General features: G+C 61.1%; 17 protein-coding genes. 5 read left to right on the forward strand and 12 right to left on the reverse strand.

Translation table 11 applies throughout. The features are described 5' to 3' along the window. Positions 1–103 precede the first annotated feature (103 nt). The 5 genes from MGEO_RS17170 to MGEO_RS17190 form a co-directional block, all read right to left on the reverse strand. Complete coding sequence (locus MGEO_RS17170; RefSeq protein WP_085640647.1) at positions 104–859, reverse strand: ABC transporter ATP-binding protein; 756 nt, start codon at positions 857–859, stop codon at positions 104–106. A 54-nt stretch (positions 860–913) separates the two neighbouring features. Beyond that, positions 914–1,669: an ABC transporter ATP-binding protein gene (locus MGEO_RS17175; RefSeq protein WP_085640649.1), complete on the reverse strand. Its 756-nt coding sequence runs from the start codon at positions 1,667–1,669 to the stop codon at positions 914–916. A 15-nt stretch (positions 1,670–1,684) separates the two neighbouring features. After that, positions 1,685–2,884 (reverse strand): branched-chain amino acid ABC transporter permease, encoded by a 1,200-nt coding sequence (locus MGEO_RS17180; RefSeq protein WP_085640650.1) that lies wholly within the window; start codon positions 2,882–2,884, stop codon positions 1,685–1,687. 3 nt (positions 2,885–2,887) lie between these two features. Continuing rightward, entirely contained in the window at positions 2,888–3,919 is a 1,032-nt protein-coding gene (locus MGEO_RS17185) for a branched-chain amino acid ABC transporter permease (protein WP_085640652.1), read from the reverse strand. Positions 3,920–4,027: 108 nt separating this feature from the next. Beyond that, a complete protein-coding gene (locus tag MGEO_RS17190) occupies positions 4,028–5,374 on the reverse strand; it encodes a substrate-binding protein (protein WP_085640654.1) in 1,347 nt (448 codons plus the stop codon). A 219-nt stretch (positions 5,375–5,593) separates the two neighbouring features. On the opposite strand from MGEO_RS17190, the gene MGEO_RS17195 reads away from it, so the two are divergent. The 5 genes from MGEO_RS17195 to MGEO_RS17215 all read left to right on the forward strand — a co-directional run bounded on the left by MGEO_RS17195 (position 5,594) and on the right by MGEO_RS17215 (position 11,469). Then, positions 5,594–6,910 (forward strand): helix-turn-helix domain-containing protein, encoded by a 1,317-nt coding sequence (locus MGEO_RS17195; RefSeq protein WP_085640754.1) that lies wholly within the window; start codon positions 5,594–5,596, stop codon positions 6,908–6,910. A 93-nt stretch (positions 6,911–7,003) separates the two neighbouring features. Continuing rightward, positions 7,004–7,372, forward strand: coding sequence for a response regulator transcription factor (locus MGEO_RS17200; RefSeq protein WP_085640656.1), 369 nt, complete (start codon positions 7,004–7,006; stop codon positions 7,370–7,372). Further along, on the forward strand, positions 7,369–7,665 hold the full coding sequence (locus MGEO_RS17205) for a hypothetical protein (RefSeq protein ID WP_085640658.1): 297 nt from the start codon (positions 7,369–7,371) through the stop codon (positions 7,663–7,665). Before MGEO_RS17200 ends, MGEO_RS17205 begins: the two co-directional genes overlap by 4 nt. Further along, positions 7,662–10,349: a sensor histidine kinase gene (locus tag MGEO_RS17210; RefSeq protein ID WP_085640660.1), complete on the forward strand. Its 2,688-nt coding sequence runs from the start codon at positions 7,662–7,664 to the stop codon at positions 10,347–10,349. The genes MGEO_RS17205 and MGEO_RS17210 overlap by 4 nt, the downstream gene beginning before the upstream one ends. A gap of 85 nt (positions 10,350–10,434) precedes the next feature. Beyond that, complete coding sequence (locus MGEO_RS17215; RefSeq protein WP_085640662.1) at positions 10,435–11,469, forward strand: flagellar motor switch protein FliM; 1,035 nt, start codon at positions 10,435–10,437, stop codon at positions 11,467–11,469. Here the strand turns inward: MGEO_RS17215 and MGEO_RS17220 are convergent. The 7 genes from MGEO_RS17220 to choX all read right to left on the reverse strand — a co-directional run bounded on the left by MGEO_RS17220 (position 11,466) and on the right by choX (position 16,595). Continuing rightward, a complete protein-coding gene (locus MGEO_RS17220) occupies positions 11,466–11,897 on the reverse strand; it encodes a TIGR01244 family sulfur transferase (protein WP_085640664.1) in 432 nt (143 codons plus the stop codon). The genes MGEO_RS17215 and MGEO_RS17220 overlap by 4 nt on opposite strands. Positions 11,898–11,907: 10 nt before the next feature. After that, the gene (locus MGEO_RS17225; RefSeq protein ID WP_085640666.1) at positions 11,908–12,342 is read right to left on the reverse strand and encodes a DUF6691 family protein; all 435 of its coding nucleotides are present in this window, start codon (positions 12,340–12,342) and stop codon (positions 11,908–11,910) included. After that, a complete protein-coding gene (locus tag MGEO_RS17230) occupies positions 12,342–12,767 on the reverse strand; it encodes a YeeE/YedE family protein (RefSeq protein WP_085640668.1) in 426 nt (141 codons plus the stop codon). The genes MGEO_RS17225 and MGEO_RS17230 overlap by 1 nt, the downstream gene beginning before the upstream one ends. Positions 12,768–12,771: 4 nt before the next feature. Continuing rightward, on the reverse strand, positions 12,772–13,635 hold the full coding sequence (locus MGEO_RS17235; protein ID WP_085640670.1) for an MBL fold metallo-hydrolase: 864 nt from the start codon (positions 13,633–13,635) through the stop codon (positions 12,772–12,774). Between the two features lie 105 nt (positions 13,636–13,740). Further along, entirely contained in the window at positions 13,741–14,790 is a 1,050-nt protein-coding gene (gene choV, locus MGEO_RS17240; RefSeq protein ID WP_085640672.1) for a choline ABC transporter ATP-binding protein, read from the reverse strand. Next, positions 14,787–15,623, reverse strand: a complete 837-nt coding sequence (gene choW, locus MGEO_RS17245) for a choline ABC transporter permease subunit (protein WP_085640674.1) — start codon at positions 15,621–15,623, stop codon at positions 14,787–14,789. Before choW ends, choV begins: the two co-directional genes overlap by 4 nt. A 54-nt stretch (positions 15,624–15,677) precedes the next feature. Continuing rightward, positions 15,678–16,595 carry a choline ABC transporter substrate-binding protein gene (choX, locus tag MGEO_RS17250; RefSeq protein ID WP_085640676.1) on the reverse strand — a complete coding sequence of 306 codons (918 nt, stop codon included), beginning with the start codon at positions 16,593–16,595 and terminating at the stop codon, positions 15,678–15,680. Positions 16,596–16,625 lie beyond the last annotated feature (30 nt).

The following is a 16,625-nucleotide window of genomic DNA, read 5'->3' on the forward strand; positions in this document are numbered from 1 at the left end:
GGTGGTGTCAGTCATTCCGTGTCCTCCTCTTTGCTAAAAGAAAACCGCCCCCGCCGGGGAATGGCAAGGGCGGCAAAGGTCGCATGGCTCTGAGGCGTCTGCCTCAGATTGCGAGGTATTCTGCGCGCAGTCCTTCGTTCTCGAGAACCTCTTCCGCCGTGCCGTCGAACACGATTGAGCCGGTGTCGAGAATGATGGCGCGGTCGGCCAGCTGCAGTGCGCGGATCGCGTTCTGCTCCACCAGAATCGTGGTCATGCCCTGTTCCTTGATGTGGCGCAGGGTCTTTTCGATCTCGTCCACGATCACGGGCGCCAGGCCTTCGTAGGGCTCGTCCAGCAGCAGCACCTTGATGTCGCGGGCCAGAGCGCGGGCGATTGACAGCATCTGCTGTTCACCGCCTGACAGGGTCACGCCTTCCTGCTTGCGGCGCTCGCCAAGGCGCGGGAAGAGGTCGTAAAGCCGTTCGATGGACCAGCCGATGGGCGGCGCGATCTGCGCCAGTTGCAGGTTTTCCTCGACCGTGAGACCGGGAATGATGCAACGGTCTTCGGGCACGAGCCCAAGGCCGACCGATGCCGCCTCGTAGGAGGCCATGTTGTGCAGCGGCTGGTGGTCCAGCCAGATCTCACCATGGTTGACCTGCGGGCTGTCCATCCGGGCAATTGAGCGCAGCGTGGTCGTTTTGCCGGCGCCGTTGCGGCCGAGCAGGGCGACGATTTCCCCCTCGTGCACGTTGAAGGAAATGCCCTGCACGATGTAGCTCTCGCCGTAGTACGAGTGCATGTCCCACACCGACAGGAAGGCGGGAGCCGTTTCCGCGCGGTTTGCGTTCTTAGAAAAATCTGGTCTGACGTTCATGTGTCTGTCCTCACTCTGGGAGGGGTGACGGGGCAGGGCCCCGTCAGATGGAGGTTACGCGGCTTCGCCGAGATAGGCTTCCTTGACCTTCGGATGGCCCTTGATGTTTTCGGGCGTATCTTCGACCAGGGGTGTGCCCTGCGCCAGAACGGTGATCCGTTCCGCCAGCGAGAACACCACATGCATGTCGTGTTCGATGATGGCGATGGTGATGTCGCGCTTTTCCTTGATCTCTTTGAGCAGGTCGATCGTGTTGTTCGTATCCGCCCGCGCCATGCCCGCTGTCGGTTCGTCGAGCAGCAGCAGTTTGGGGTTCTGAACAAGGCACATCGCCATTTCGAGACGGCGCTTGTCACCGCGCGACATGGAGGCGGAGTGCATGTTCCGCTTGTCGAGCATGTTCACGTCATCAAGCATCTGCTCGGCCTGATCGCGCAGTTCGCCTTCGCTCAGCACCGACCGGATGCCATGCAGGGCGAACGAACCATCGCGCTTTGCAAAGCACGGGATCAGCATGTTTTCCATCACCGTCAGATCGCCAAAGATCTCGGGCGTCTGGAACACGCGGGAAATGCCCATCTGGTTGATTTCAAACGGGGTCCGTCCGAGCACCGACTGTCCGTCGAACATGACCGATCCGGTGTCCGGGATCAGCTTGCCGACAAGGCAGTTGAGCAGGGTGGACTTGCCCGCGCCGTTGGGGCCGATGATCGCGTGGCAGGTGTTTTCTGCCACGCTGAGGTTCACGTTGCCCAAGGCTTGCAGGCCACCGAACCGCTTGTTGACGTCTTTGACTTCCAGAAGTCCCATCTGTCCGTCTCCTTATTATTCTGCAGGTTCGGTTTTGGCGGATTTGGGTTCATCCGTCTTCTTGCGACCAAAGAGCTTGGCCACGCGCTGACCGCCTTCCACAAGGCCGCCGGGCAGGAAGATCACCACAAGCATGAACACGATGCCGAGTGTCAGGTGCCAGCCTTTGCCGATGAAAGGGTAGATCATCGTCACGACCAGATCCTCAAGTCCATCAGGCAGGAAGGCAAACCAGCCGTGCAGGATATCGGAGTTGATCTTGGAAATGATGTTTTCCATGTACTTGATCATGCCCGCACCGAGAACCGGACCGATGAGCGTGCCGACACCGCCGAGGATGGTCATAAGAACCACCTCACCCGATGCCGTCCAGAACATGCGTTCGGCACCGGCCAGCGGGTCCATCGAGGCCATCAGGCCACCGGCGAGACCGGCATACATACCCGAGATCACGAAGGCCGCCAGCGTATAGGGGCGCGGGTTGAGGCCGGTGTAGTTGAGGCGCTGCTGGTTTGATTTCACGGCCCGCAGCATCATGCCGAAGGGCGAGCGGAAGATACGGATCGCGAGATAGAACGAAAGCAGCATCACGATTGCGGCGAAGTAGTAGCCGACGTTGAACGTGAACACCCAGTTGCCAAGCACGAGTTCGGAACTGTCACGCATCTCGAGGCCGAAGAGACCGGGAACCGGAATGTTTCCTTCTGCCGTGGTGGCGCTGCCAAAGATGCGCGGATCGTCCAGCGCCAGTTGGAGGCCAGTTTCACCGCCGGTGATCGGGGTCAGAACCGAATAGGCGAGGGCAAAGGACATCTGAGCAAAGGCCAGCGTCAGGATCGAAAAGTAGATGCCCGAGCGCCGCAGGCTCACATAGCCGATGACCAGAGCGAAGATTCCCGAGGTGATGACGGCGAGGATGATTGCCGGGAGCACGTTCATGCTGAGAAGCTTGAACATCCAGACGGCGGCATAGGAACCGACTCCGAGGAAGGCGGCGTGACCGAAGCTGAGATAGCCGGTCAGGCCGAACAGGATGTTAAAGCCGATGGCGAAGATCCCGAAGATCACAAAGCGCTGCATCAGGTCAGGATACCCGGCGTTGAACTGCGCCATGGCCGAACCTTCGGGGAAAGGGTTCAGCAGGAAGGGAGCAAAGGCCACCAGCGCTGCAACGATCAGCAGGAGTGATGCGTCTTTTTTATCCAGTCCGAACATGGATCAGTCCTCCATCACGCCTTTGCGACCCATCAGGCCACGTGGACGCGTCAGTAGAATTACGATGGCGACAAGGTAAATAATCACCTGGTTGATGCCGGGAATGATGTCGATGACTTCGCGCATCGAGGCAAAGCTTTCGAGGATGCCCAGCAGGAACCCGGCCAGAACGGCACCGGGCAGAGAGCCCATGCCGCCCACAACCACCACAACGAAGCTCAGGACCAGAAAGTCCATGCCCATGTGATAGTTCGGGGAGTTGATCGGGGTGTACATCACTCCGGCAAGGCCTGCGACCGCAGCAGCCAGACCGAACATGATAGTGAATCGCTTGTCGATATTGATGCCCAGAAGGCCTACTGTTTCGCGATCCGCCATACCTGCGCGGACGACCATCCCGAAGGTGGTGAATTGCAGGAAGGCAAACACGGCACCGATAATGACCGCAGCGAAGGCAAAGTAGACGAGGCGCCAGTATGGATAGATGATGGTGTTGGGATCAAAGCCGATTACGGCACCGAAGTCGAAAGAACCTGTAAAGGCCGCTGGCGCGGGCGTAGGGATCGGGTTCGCACCATAATAGTACTTGATGATTTCCTGCAGCACGATTGCCAGGCCGAACGTCACGAGAATTTGGTCAGCATGGGGGCGCTTGTAGAAATGCTTGATCAGGCCGCGCTCCATGACCACACCGACAAGGATCATGATCGGGATCGCAAAGAGGATCGACAGCGGGACTGCCCAGTCGATGATGCTAGCGCCCACGGTTTCTCCGAAAATGTCAAAGACGTAGGGGACGTCCCGGGTCGCGGGGTTGCCGAGAAAGTCCGTTTGGCCCGGAATGGCAACCTCATGGCTGAGGCTCAGCAGACGCGACAGAGTCACGGCGCAGAACGCGCCAATCATAAACAGCGCGCCATGCGCGAAGTTCACCACGCCGAGCGTGCCGAAGATGAGTGTCAGGCCAAGCGCGATCAGCGCATAGGCCGAGCCCTTATCGAGCCCGTTGAGAATTTGCAGGATTATGGCGTCCATTGCCCCACCCTTTGCGGTCAGAAGTGTGGATGTGCAGGTAGCCCGTAGCTGAAACGGGCTGAGAGAGAAGTGAGGTGGGCCGGTTGGCCCACCTCAGAAGACAGCGGATTATGCGCCGTTGTTGCAGGAACCCAGCGCGCCACCTGCAAACTGCGGGTGGTCGGGGGCGTAGGTTACCTGCTCCACCGGAGTGACTTCCACGATCTCGAGGAGGTCAAATTCCGAGGACGGGTTTTCTTTACCCTTCACAACCAGAACGTCTTTGAAACACTGGTGGTCGTCGGCGCGGTAGAGCGTCTTGCCGTTGCCCATACCGTCGAATTCGAAGCCTTCGAGCGCCTCTACAACTGCGCACGGCGCAAACGAACCGGCACGCTCGACTGCGTCTGCATAAAGCAGGGCCTGAACGTAGCAGGTGTGTGCGGCCTGCGACGGCGGGAAGCCGTACTTGGTGCCGAAGGACTGAACGAATGCCTTGGAGCCTTCGTCCTGCAGCGACCAGTGCCAGTTTGTGGAGCCGAAGATGCCCTTAACGTTTGCACCGGCACCCTTCGCCATGAGGCGCGAGTAGAGCGGAACGATGATCTGGAAGTCCTTGCCGTTGACCTGCTTGTCGCGCAGACCGAACTGAACTGCGTTGGTGAGCGAGTTCACCATGTTTCCGCCGTAGTGGTTCAGAACAAGAGTATCGGCGCCCGACTGCAGAACCGGCGCGATATAGGACGAGAAGTCAGTCTGGGTCAGCGGAGTTTTCACAGCCGCGATTGTTTCCCAGCCCATTGCTTCGGTTGAGGAGCGAATGGCTTCCTCGGTTGTGTAACCCCAGTTGTAGTCTGCGGTCAGGTGGTATGCCTTGCGGTCGGTGCCGTAGTTGGCTGCCAGCACCGGTGCGAGTGCCGCACCGGACATATACGAGTTGAAGAAGTGGCGGAAACCGTTGGCCCGCTTGTCCTTACCGGTGGTGTCGTTGGAGTGGGTCAGGCCCGCCATGAAAATGACGCCTGCTTCCTGGCAGAGCGCCTGCACGGCCACGGCCACACCCGAGGACGAACCCCCGGTGATCATCACTGCGCCGTCTTTTTCGATCATAGACTTGGCCGACGCACGTGCCGCGTCCGACTTGGTCTGGGTATCGCCTGTGACGTACTCGACTTTCTTGCCGAGGATACCGTTGCCCTGAAGCGCCTTCGACGAGAAGGTGTTCAGCATACCGCCGTCGCCTTCACCGTTGAGGTGCTCAACGGCCAGTTCGTAGGCGCGCAGTTCGTCTGCACCCTCGTCAGCGTAGGGGCCCGACTGAGGGACGTTGAAACCGAGAGTGACGGTCGATCCTGTTGGTGCGTTTGTAAAGCCTTCGTGGCTGGCTGCAGACAGGTAGGTCGGCAGAGCAAGACCCGCCCCCGCTACAGCACCTGTCTTGAGCACGCCGCGACGTGTCAGGTTGCCTTTGGACATATAATCCTCCCAATGTCTTAAAGGGTCTGGCGGGGTTCCTCCTACCGCCAACACCGCACATATGTGCAAATTGATTATCGGCTATGCGCAGAAAACATAGCAATAAGCGCTTTGCTCAAAACGATTTTTCTGTCAAAAAATGAACAGCGCATTGCAGAAAGATGTAAATTAATTTTTTCCGCGATGCAGAAAGGGATTGATTCATCACAGGATTTTGCGATGCCCCGCGACACTTTGACAGGCAGCCGAATTCGCGAGCGGCGTGTGATGGCCGGGCTGAAACAATCAGAACTGGCGAAGCGCGCGGATATTTCGCCGTCATACCTCAATCTGATCGAACACAATCGCCGCAGAATCGGCGGGAAGCTGCTGGTCGACATCGCGCATGCGCTTGGTGTCGAACCTGCCTCGCTCACCGAGGGTGCGGAAACCACGCTTCTGACAACCCTGCGCGAAGCAGCAACCGACACGGAAATGACCGAGGCGGAGTTCGCACGGGTCGAGGAATTCGCGGGCCGGTTCCCCGGTTGGGCGGCGCTTTTGGCGAACAGCCAGAGGCGGATCGAGACGCTACAGCGCAGCGTCGAAGCGCTGACAGACCGTCTGACACATGACCCGCATCTGGCTGCGTCGCTGCACGAAATGCTGTCGACGGTGACCGCGATCCGCTCTGCTGCGTCCATCCTTGCAGAGCCCGGAGATATCGAGCCGGAGTGGCAGCGCCGGTTCAACCGCAACATTTACGAAGACAGCGCCCGTCTGGCCGACACCAGCCGCAGTCTGGCGCAGTATCTCGAAGAAGCGGATACAGAGGCCTCTGAAACCAATGCGCCGCAGGATGAGGTTGATGCGGTGTTCCAGAGGGTAGGCTTTCATCTTCCGGCTCTGGAGATGCCAGGTGCCAGCGTGGATGCCGTGCTCGAGGATCTGGGACAGGGGTTGTCACAGTCCGCGCGTTGGCTTCTGCACCGCATCCTTTCGCGCTATGCCGAGGACGCGAAACGGCTTCCTTTGTCCGACTGCGCCGATGTCGTTGCGGCACAGGGCAGCGATCCGCTGGCATTGGCCCAACGGTTCGGCTGTGACGCGGCGCGTGCCATGCGGCGGCTGGCCCAACTTCCCGACGATCTGTTGCCGGAACCGGTGGGCCTTGCCATCTGCGACGGCTCCGGCGTGACCACGTTTCGGAAGCCGCTGCCGGAATTCCCGCTGCCGCGTCTGGGCGCAGGCTGTGCGCTCTGGCCTCTCTACCGCGCCCTGGCCCGTCCGATGATGCTGTATTCCGAGCTGCTCGAACAATCCGCCCGTGCCGCTGCCCGGCATCGCACCATTGCCATCGCGCAGCCCACAGGCCCGGCCAGACTGGGCGAGGATGTTCTGTTCGAAAGCCACATGCTGATCGTCCCGGAGCCCAAACGCGATACGGCCGAGCCGATCAGACAGGTTGGCCTGACCTGCCGCATCTGTCCGCACCCTTCCTGTGACGCCCGGCGTGAGCCGTCGATTATGCTCACTCCCGAGCAGAGGAAGTTTTGACACATTGCCCACTCTTCGTAATAGTTTACCCAAGCCGGCCTAAAATAACGGCAAAAAACGACAAGCCGAACGTGGCATCGGGGGAGGGGACGCATGTCCAAACAGGTCCTGTTGATCGAGGACGAACCGAATATCATCGAAGCGATCAGCTTCATCCTGTCGCGCGACGGCTGGACGGTGAAAACCCATTCAAACGGGGCCGACGCGGTGGACATCGTGCGGGAGCGGCAGCCCGATGTGGTGATCCTTGATGTCATGCTGCCCGGAAAAAGCGGTTACGACATTCTTCGGGAACTGCGAGAGGACCCCGACAATGCCAATCTGCCGATCCTGATGCTGACGGCGCGCGGACAGACCAAAGACCGCGAGATTGCGGAGCGTGCGGGCTGTGATGCCTTCATGACAAAACCGTTTTCGAACGCTGACGTTCTTGAAACCGTGCGATCGCTTGCCGCGAAATGACCGACGCTCCGGACAGGCCCGGATCGCCGCCCGTCTTTCATGAGAAACGGACGTACCGCAGGCGGCGCATCATGGATGCCGCACGGGTCGCGCCGGCGCTTGCGCTGATCCTTTGGTCGATTCCGATGCTTTGGCCGCAAACCGGTGAAGGCACGGTCAGCAGCGCCTCTGCCCTGATTTACATCTTTGCGGTCTGGGCCGGGGTGATCCTGCTGACTTGGGGGCTGTCGCGGTTTCTGGTCGAACCCGGTGAGACCGCGCCGGCCGATGACGGTCCGGATCGTTTGCCATGAGCACGCTGAACCTGCTTGTTCTGGTCTCGATGGCCTATGTCATGTTTCTGTTCATCGTGGCCTTCGTCGCGGACAGGCTGGCGATGCAGGGAAAAAAGGCCTGGCTCCGGTCTCCGCTGATCTACACGCTGTCCCTGTCGATCTACTGCACCGCCTGGACATTCTATGGCGCGGTGGGGTCCGCTGCCCGCAACGGATTTGAATACCTGACGATCTACCTTGGTCCGACCCTTGTCATGGTCAGCTGGTGGTGGCTGCTGCGCAAACTGATCCGCATCGGGCGCACGCAGAAGATCACGTCCATCGCCGACCTCATCTCGTCCCGATATGGCAAGTCCAGCCTTCTTGCGGCAGGGGTCACGATCCTCGCGGTGATCGGCACGACGCCGTATCTCGCGCTGCAGCTGCAGTCGGTCACGCTGTCCTTTGCCGTCTTTGCCACGCAGGCCGACGGGACGCCACTCGAGAACCAGAACACTCTGGCGCTGTGGCTGTCGCTTGGTCTGGCGCTGTTTACCGTTCTTTTCGGAACGCGAAATCTCGATGTGAAGGAACGGCACGACGGCGTTGTGATGGCCATCGCGGTAGAGGCTGTGGTCAAGCTTGTGGCGCTGCTGTCGGTCGGGATCTTTGTCGTTTGGGGGGTGTCAGGCGGATTGTCCAATGCGCTGACCGCGATTGATGCATCTGAGTTCGGCCATTGGCACACCGACAGAAGCCGATGGGCCGGGCTTATCTTCCTGTCCGCCGCGGCCTTTCTCTGCCTGCCGCGGACGTTCCAGGTGCTCGTGGTCGAAAACGATGACGAAAGCCACCTGCGCACGGCCAGCTGGGCGTTTCCGCTCTATCTCGGCCTGATCAGTCTGTTTGTCGTGCCGATCGCCGTTGTGGGGCTTGAGGTGATGCCGGACGGCTCGAACCCGGACCTCTTTGTTCTGACCGTGCCTCTTGCGCTTGGGGAAAACGGGCTGGCGATGCTGTCCTTTCTCGGCGGCTTCAGCTCGGCGACCTCCATGGTGATCGTCGCGGCCATCGCGATGTCGACGATGGTGTCGAACCACATCGTCATGCCGATCTGGCTGCAACTGCGCCCAAGCGGGGCGAGCGTGTCGGGTGACGTGCGTGCGGCCGTTCTTCTGGCGCGGCGCATCTCCATCGTCGGGGTGGTGATGCTTGGGTATCTCTATTTCCGCCTGTCCAGCGGGGGCGAAGCGCTGGCCTCCATTGGATTGGTCGCGTTCTGCGGCCTTGCGCAGGTGCTGCCCGCGATGCTGGGGGGCATGTTTTGGCGTGGGGCCACGCGACTGGGTGCGTTTGCCGGTCTGACAGCGGGTTTTGCCACATGGCTCTATACGCTTTACCTGCCCAGTTTTGGCGCAGGCACCATTCTGCCGCTCTCGGTCATCGAACATGGCATCTTCGGGCTGACCTGGCTGAAGCCTGATGCGCTTTTCGGGATCTCGGGTCTGGATCAGTTGATGCACGCGCTCCTGTGGAGCATGCTGTTCAACGTTGCGGCCTTCGTGACGGTTTCGCTTGTCACGTTCCCGTCGCCGCTTGAGCGGTTGCAGGCGGCGCAGTTCGTCAACATCTTCGAACACTCGGCCAGCACGCGCAGTTGGTCCCGGAGCAGCGCACAGGCCGAAGACCTTATGGTGATGGCGCAGCGTATTCTTGGGGCGACCGAGGCTCAGGCGCTCTTTTCACGCTATGCACGCACGCAGGGCGCACGCGGAAACCTGCCGGATCCGACACCCGAATTCCTCGAAGTGCTCGAGCGAGAGCTCGGCAGCTCGGTCGGTGCCGCGACCGCCCACGCAATGGTCGGGCAGATCACCGGCGGGATGGCGGTGTCGGTCGAAGACCTCATGGCGGTGGCCGACGAAACGGCGCAGATGCTTGAATACTCGGCCCGGCTCAAGGAGCAGTCCGAGGAACTCAGCCGAACCGCGCTGGAGTTGCGCAACGCCAACCAGAAGCTCACCCGTCTGTCGATCCAGAAGGATGCCTTTCTCAGTCAGATCAGTCACGAACTGCGGACTCCCATGACGTCGATCCGGGCGTTTTCGGAGATATTGCGCGACACCGATCAGATGCAGCCGGAGGACCAGTCGCGCTATGCCTCGATCATTCATGATGAAGCACAGCGGCTGACGCGTCTGCTGGATGACCTGCTGGATCTCAGCGTTGTCGAGAACGGACAGGTGAACCTGAACCTGCGGGACGGAACGCTGCGCGATGCGCTCGATCGCGCCGTGTCCTCGGCCGGGATTGGCGAGGATGGTGGCAAGCTGGCCATCGAGCGGGACACCGCGAAAGAGGAAATCGTCCTGCACACGGACATGGATCGCCTCAGCCAGGTGTTCATCAACCTGATCGCCAACGCCCGCAAATACTGCGATGCAAAATCGCCGCGTCTGGTGATCCGCGTGATGCAGGAAGCGGACCGTGTCGTGATCGATTTTCAGGACAATGGCACCGGCATCGCACCCGAAGCCGTGGATATGATTTTCGAAAAATTCGCCCGCGTCAGCGACCAAAAGGCGGGTGGCGCAGGGCTGGGCCTCGCGATTTGCCGTCAGGTGATGACCCGTCTTGGTGGCTCGGTGGATTATGTCCCGGCATCGCGCGGCGCGAATTTCCGGGTGGTGCTGCCGTATCGGACGGCAATGGCGGCGCAATAGAACCCGGATGTGGCTTCGCTAAACCCTTGGTAACCAATTCCCGCCATAACCGGGGATAAGCGGCAAAGGGGATGAACGCGAAACCATGGCAGATGATGCGCCCGATACGGTTCTGGAACGCAAGGCGCAGGCGCAGCGGAAGGCCCTGGGCGTCGGCTCGGTCTCGCTGCCCCGCGCGTTGGGGCGGGGGCTGTCGATTGCTGCCGACGCGCTCTGGGGGCTCAGCCTTGCCGCCACACCTTCCGGGCAGGACAGTCTGAGTCTGGATCGCGCTTTGGCGCGGATCGGGGGGGATTGCCTTCTGATCCTTCTGGACAACGAAACCGGCCCCTGCGCTCTGGCGGTCATTGACCGGGCACTCGTGACCGGCGTGATTGAGGCGCAGACCCTGGGCAAGGTCACGCAGTTCCCAACCGACAGTCGCCCGTTCACGCCCACCGATGCCGCGATGATGGCGCCGTTGCTCGACGCGGCGCTGCCGCGTTTTGTCTCCATGCTGGCGGGACAGCCAGAGATGTCGCATCTGTCCGGCTATGGTTTCGGCGCGCTGGTTGAGGATGCGCAGACGGCGGGCCTCGCGCTCGACGCTGATCAGTATCTTGTCGTGGCGTTCGACATCAGCCTCGCACAGGATACGCGCACGGGGCGGGCGCTCTTTCTGTTTCCCGAACCTCCGAAAAACCCAGACAGGGACAGTGCCGCAAAGACGGGCAGACATGCGGGGTTTCTGGGGTTGGTGCCCGCGCGGATGCAGGCCGTACTGACCCGGATCCATATCCCGCTTGACCGGGCGCGGGCTCTCAGGCCGGGGGATGTGCTGCCGATTTCGTTGCAGGCTGTGTCCGGGGCGTCTCTGGTGATGTCAGGGGGCCATGTGGTGGCGACAGGCAAGCTCGGTCAGATGAACGGCTTTCGCGCAATCCGCATCGGGGACGAAGCCACGCCATTCTGCAGACCGGAACCTGTTTCAGCGCCGACGGCAATGGCCGAGGTTCCGCAACACGCCGAAACGGTCGCGCCTCAAGGCGGGGCGGCACTGCCGCCCGCGACCGATCTGTCATTGGATATGGCGCTTGAGGATCTGGCGTCGGGCTTACCGGCGCCGCTTGACCTGACTTAGCGCTGTGCGGCTGCTGCCGCGTCAAGTGTCGGGCGCAGCGCACCAAGGTCGTACCCGGCCTGAGCGACAGCCGACAGGATCGCATCCGACGACTGCTTTCCGGCCTGGCTCAGCGCCCACAGGATCGAACAGCGCGTTCCCGATGCGCAATAGGCCAGAACCGGCCCTTCGGACGCATCCACAAGCGCCGCCTGTTGGGCAACGCGGTCCGGTGTCATCGTCTGGTGAGTGATCGGCAGAACTTCAAACCGCAGCCCCGCAGCCTCAACTGCCTCGCGCATCGCGTCTGACTGATGCGATGGCGGCACCTCGGCATCGGGGCGGTTGCAGATCACCGTGGTTATTCCGGCCGCTTTGATGGCGGGCGCATCCTCGGGGTTGATCTGCGGCGAGACGTTGTAACGGTCTGTGATCTTGCGAATGTCCATGACGCCAGTCCTACTGCGCGGGTGCGGGCCTGTCCAGCCACGACCGGAAGCCTGGCATGGCCAGCATACCCAACAGCATGGAACCGAGGAACACAAACCCCGAGACACCGCCATAACTCAGTGAGGCAATCGCCGGACCCGGGCACAGGCCGACAAGACCCCAACCCATCCCGAACAGCACCGAGCCAAGCACGAGGTTGCGACCGAGTTTCGGCTCGGGTGGCGGCGGCATCGCATCCCCCAGCAGGGCATAGCGCCGCTTCGCCGCGATCTGCCATGCAATCGCCATCGGGATGATCGCGCCGCCCATGACAAAGGCCAGCGTCGGGTCCCAGTCTCCGAAAATGTCCAGCCAGCCCTGCACCTTGCGCGTGTCAGTCATTCCCGACACGAACAGTCCGGCACCGAACAGGCCACCAGCGATGGAAGCAAACAATCCGCGCATCAGACGATCCCCAGAATGTGGCGGAACAGAACGACTGTCAGCCCGCCCGCCAGAATGTAGAAAACGGTGGCCACCATGCCGCGCAGCGACATGCGGGAGATGCCGCATACCCCATGCCCGGACGTGCAGCCATTGGCCAGACGCGTCCCGACCCCGACCAACAGGCCCGCCGCGATCAGCAGGGCAAAGTTGCCGGTGGCGTGGGTCTCTTTCGGCCCGAAAAACATCAGCAGCACAACCGGCACCGCTGCAAGACCGGCGAGAAAGCTCAGCCGTTCCCACTTGGTGCTCAGGCCGCTGCCATCGACAAGCCCGCCGATGATGCCGCTTGCACCCATGATGCGTCCATTGGCGAGCAGATAGACCGCGCCGCCCAGGCCGATCAGCAATCCGCCGAGCAGCCCGTAAATCCAATCCGGGTTCATGTAATTACAATCCGTTTACTGGGACCTTGAGGAAGACCTTTCCGTCTTCATCGGCCGGTGGCATCTGGCCCGCGCGCATGTTGACCTGCAACGACGGGATGATCAGTTTTGGCATAGCAAGCGTCGCGTCACGCGCATCGCGCATTTCGACGAACCGCTCCTTCGAGGCGTCGCCGCCCACATGCACGTTTTTCGCTTTCTGCTCGCCCACGGTGGTCTCCCACGCGTAGTCGTCCCGGCCCGGTGCCTTGTAGTCGTGGCCGACAAAGATCCGGGTCTCGTCCGGAAGCGCGAGGATTTTCTGGACCGAGTCGTAAAGCTGTTCCGAAGACCCGCCTGGGAAGTCGCAGCGCGCGGTGCCGAAATCGGGCATGAACAGCGTATCGCCGACAAAGGCCGCGTCTCCGATCACATAGGTGAGACAAGCCGGTGTGTGACCCGGTGTATGAAGCACGTCAGCGCGCATCTGGCCGATGTGAAAGCTGTCGCCTTCGACGAAAAGACTGTCGAACTGGCTGCCGTCACGCTGGAATTCGGTGCCTTCGTTGAAGACCTTCCCGAATGTGTCCTGAACGAACTGAATACGGTCCCCGATCCCGATTTTGCCGCCAAGCGCCTCCTGAAGATAGGGCGCGGCGCTCAGATGGTCGGCATGGACGTGGGTTTCCAGAATCCACTGAACATCGAGATCGTTCTCACGCACGAAGGCGATGATCGCGTCGGCGGATTTGGTGTCCGTCCGGCCAGAGGCGTAATCAAAGTCAAGAACGCTGTCGACAATGGCGCAGGCCCGCCCTGCGGGGTCCTGGACCACATAGGAAATCGTATTGGTTGCGTCGTCGAAAAAACCCGTGACTTTGGGTGTCATCTGTCAGCCCTCCTTGGTCTTTGCGAACATATAAGCAAAATTGAATACGTGGCAAGGGCGGGTTCTAAAAAATGCATGATTGCTGCAACTTTTTCTGTGCGCCCGTCAGGCGCCAGCAGGGGCACCTCCACCGGTGGGGTTCGTGAGGTATCGCAGCACGTCGACCCTGTCGATCACGCCAATGGGGGTGCCACCGTCGATCACCGTGACAACGCCGCCGTCGAGCAGGCTGGTCATCACCTCCTGCACGCGCGCGTCGGCATCCACATGCGGCACGCCATCCATCGGCGGGGCAGGGCGCAGGATGTCCCGTGCCCGTAGAACACCGAGCGGGTTCATGTGTTTGACGAAATCGGCGACATAGTCATTGGACGGGTGCCGGAAGATGTCCTGCGGCGTGCCACACTGCACGATCCGCCCGCCTTCCATGATGGCAATCCGATTGCCGATCTTGAACGCCTCATCCAGATCATGGCTCACAAAGATGATTGTGCGCTTCAACCGTTGCTGCAACTCGAGCAGTTCGTCCTGCAGCTTGGTGCGGATCAGCGGATCAAGCGCCGAAAACGGTTCGTCCATCAACAGGATCGGAGCATCGGTCGCGAACGCCCGTGCCAGACCCACACGCTGCTGCATACCGCCCGACAGCTCTGACACTTTGCGGTCGGCCCAGTCGGTCAGGCCCACCAATTCCAGCTGTGCATCGACACGTTCATTGCGTTCGGCTTTTGACAGGCCACCCAGTTCAAGACCGAGGCCCACATTTTCGCGCACCGTCCGCCATGGCAGCAATCCGAACTGCTGAAACACCATCGCGACATGGCGGAGCCGGATCGTGCGCAGAGCATCCGCGTTGGTATGAGTCACGTCGACCAGACGGGCCCCGTCATGTACCCGGACGCAACCCCGAGCGACCGGGTTCAACCCGTTGACCGCCCGCAGCAGGGTGGATTTTCCCGACCCGGACAGCCCCATCAGCACGAGGATTTCCCCCTCGGCCACTTCCAGCGAACAGTCATGTACGCCCAGCACCTGCCCAGTGTCCCTTTGGATCTGGGCGCGGTCCTGTCTCGCATCCATCAGTGGCAGGGCCGACTCCGGTTTGTCCCCGAAGACAATGGACACGTTATCGAATTCTACGCGGGTCTCGCTCATTTCTCGCGCTCCATCCGCAGCATCCGGTCAAGGATGATCGCCACCACGACAATCACGAATCCGCTCTCGAAGCCGCGGGCGGTGTTGACCTGATTCAGGGCCCGCACCACCGGCACGCCCAACCCGTCCGCGCCGACAAGCGCGGCGATCACCACCATCGACAGCGACAGCATGATGGTCTGGTTCAACCCGGCCATGATCTGGGGCAGGGCCGACGGCAGTTCGACCTTCCACAGAAGCTGCGATTTGGTGGCACCGAAGGCCTCTGCCGCTTCGATCAGGGGAAGGGGGGTCGAACTCACGCCCAGATGTGTCAGGCGGACCGGCGCGGGCAGGACAAAGATCACCGTTGCGATCAGTCCGGGCACCATGCCGATGCCGAAAAACACAATCGCGGGAATGAGATAGACGAAGGTCGGCAGCGTCTGCATAAGGTCCAGAACCGGGCGCATCCATGCATAGAGCTTGGGGCGGTGTGCGACGGCGATGCCGATGGGAACACCCACGCCCATGCAGACCACGCAGGCGGACAGGACCAGAGTGAGGCTCTCGGTCGTTTCTTCCCAGTAGCCCTGGTTGATGATGAACAGGAACCCGAGCGCGACGAACAGCGCGACCTTCCAGCTGCGTTGCAGGTAATATGTCAGCGCGACGAACAGCGCTACGATGACTAGCGGATGTGGGGTTTGCAGCAACCAGAGGAAGCCATCGATCATCGCCTCGAGCGCGTCAGACAGCGCATCGAAGAAGAAGGCCCCGTTGCTTTCCAGCCAGTCGAAAGCGTTCCCGGCGATTTGCCCGACCGGGATCTTGTTCTCTGTCAACCAGTCCATGAAGGGGTCCTGTGGTCTGTAAAGGAAGGGCGGCTCATCGCCGCCCTGATCCGGTTACTGAAGCGCGGCCTTGACCGCTGCGGCGGCATCGCCGCCATCCTTGGTGGTCACGCCGTCCAGCCAGCCCATATAGGCATCCGGATTGGCCTTGAGCCATTCCGTCGCTGCATCCCGCGGTTCGGCCCCATCGTTCAGGATCGCGCCCATGATCTCGTTTTCCATGGCAAGGCTGAACACGAGGTTGTTGAGCAGCGCGCCAACGTTGGGGCAGGCATCCACGTAGCCGGCGGCGGTGTTGGTGAATACGGTCGCACCACCGAGGTTCGGGCCGAACCAGTCGTCACCGCCCTCAAGGTAGGTCATCTCGAAATTCGCGTTCATCGGGTGCGGTTCCCACCCCAGGAACACCACCGGCTCGCCGCGGTCATCCGCGCGGGCCACCTGGGCCAGCATCCCTTGCTCAGAGCTTTCGACAACCTCGAAGCCCTCGAGGTCAAACGCATTTGCCGCAATCATGTCCATGATCAGGCGGTTGCCGTCATTGCCCGGCTCGATGCCGTAGATTTCCCCGTCCAGCGCGTCGCGTTGTGCGGCGATGGCGGCAAAGCTGGTGATGCCCAGATCGGCACCAGCCTTGTTGGTGGCCAGCGTGTATTTCGCGCCTTCGAGGTTTGCGCGCACCGTGTCCACGGTGCCTGCCTCGCGGTAAGGGGCAATGTCGGCTTCCATTGTCGGCATCCAGTTGCCCAGGAACACGTCGACGTCACCTTCGGCAAGCGCGGTATAGGTCACCGGGACCGACAGAACCTTGATGTCGGTGTCGTATCCCAGCGCGTCGAGCACGACGGTGGTCGCCGCCGTCGTCGCGGTGATGTCGGTCCAGCCCACATCGGAAAACGTAACGGTGTCGCAATCGGCTGCAGCCGCACCGGCTGCGCAGATCGCGATAACGGAAAGAGAAGATTTCAGCATGTCTCGAGTCTCCCTGACAGAGGTTGATTG

Origin of the sequence: Marivita geojedonensis, from assembly GCF_002115805.1 — a bacterium.
In the GTDB taxonomy this organism is placed as follows: domain Bacteria; phylum Pseudomonadota; class Alphaproteobacteria; order Rhodobacterales; family Rhodobacteraceae; genus Marivita; species Marivita geojedonensis.

What these genes read in the sequence shown, in the direction of transcription:
- choX (WP_085640676.1), bottom strand. Translation starts at nt 16,595, where the DNA reads ATGCTGAAATCTTCTCTTTCCGTTATCGCGATCTGCGCAGCCGGTGCG.
- MGEO_RS17170 (WP_085640647.1), bottom strand. Translation starts at nt 859, where the DNA reads ATGAACGTCAGACCAGATTTTTCTAAGAACGCAAACCGCGCGGAAACG.
- MGEO_RS17200 (WP_085640656.1), top strand. Translation starts at nt 7,004, where the DNA reads ATGTCCAAACAGGTCCTGTTGATCGAGGACGAACCGAATATCATCGAA.
- choV (WP_085640672.1), bottom strand. Translation starts at nt 14,790, where the DNA reads ATGAGCGAGACCCGCGTAGAATTCGATAACGTGTCCATTGTCTTCGGG.
- MGEO_RS17215 (WP_085640662.1), top strand. Translation starts at nt 10,435, where the DNA reads ATGGCAGATGATGCGCCCGATACGGTTCTGGAACGCAAGGCGCAGGCG.
- MGEO_RS17225 (WP_085640666.1), bottom strand. Translation starts at nt 12,342, where the DNA reads ATGCGCGGATTGTTTGCTTCCATCGCTGGTGGCCTGTTCGGTGCCGGA.
- MGEO_RS17180 (WP_085640650.1), bottom strand. Translation starts at nt 2,884, where the DNA reads ATGTTCGGACTGGATAAAAAAGACGCATCACTCCTGCTGATCGTTGCA.
- MGEO_RS17235 (WP_085640670.1), bottom strand. Translation starts at nt 13,635, where the DNA reads ATGACACCCAAAGTCACGGGTTTTTTCGACGACGCAACCAATACGATT.
- MGEO_RS17220 (WP_085640664.1), bottom strand. Translation starts at nt 11,897, where the DNA reads ATGGACATTCGCAAGATCACAGACCGTTACAACGTCTCGCCGCAGATC.
- MGEO_RS17175 (WP_085640649.1), bottom strand. Translation starts at nt 1,669, where the DNA reads ATGGGACTTCTGGAAGTCAAAGACGTCAACAAGCGGTTCGGTGGCCTG.
- MGEO_RS17195 (WP_085640754.1), top strand. Translation starts at nt 5,594, where the DNA reads ATGCCCCGCGACACTTTGACAGGCAGCCGAATTCGCGAGCGGCGTGTG.
- MGEO_RS17230 (WP_085640668.1), bottom strand. Translation starts at nt 12,767, where the DNA reads ATGAACCCGGATTGGATTTACGGGCTGCTCGGCGGATTGCTGATCGGC.
- choW (WP_085640674.1), bottom strand. Translation starts at nt 15,623, where the DNA reads ATGGACTGGTTGACAGAGAACAAGATCCCGGTCGGGCAAATCGCCGGG.
- MGEO_RS17210 (WP_085640660.1), top strand. Translation starts at nt 7,662, where the DNA reads ATGAGCACGCTGAACCTGCTTGTTCTGGTCTCGATGGCCTATGTCATG.
- MGEO_RS17205 (WP_085640658.1), top strand. Translation starts at nt 7,369, where the DNA reads ATGACCGACGCTCCGGACAGGCCCGGATCGCCGCCCGTCTTTCATGAG.
- MGEO_RS17185 (WP_085640652.1), bottom strand. Translation starts at nt 3,919, where the DNA reads ATGGACGCCATAATCCTGCAAATTCTCAACGGGCTCGATAAGGGCTCG.
- MGEO_RS17190 (WP_085640654.1), bottom strand. Translation starts at nt 5,374, where the DNA reads ATGTCCAAAGGCAACCTGACACGTCGCGGCGTGCTCAAGACAGGTGCT.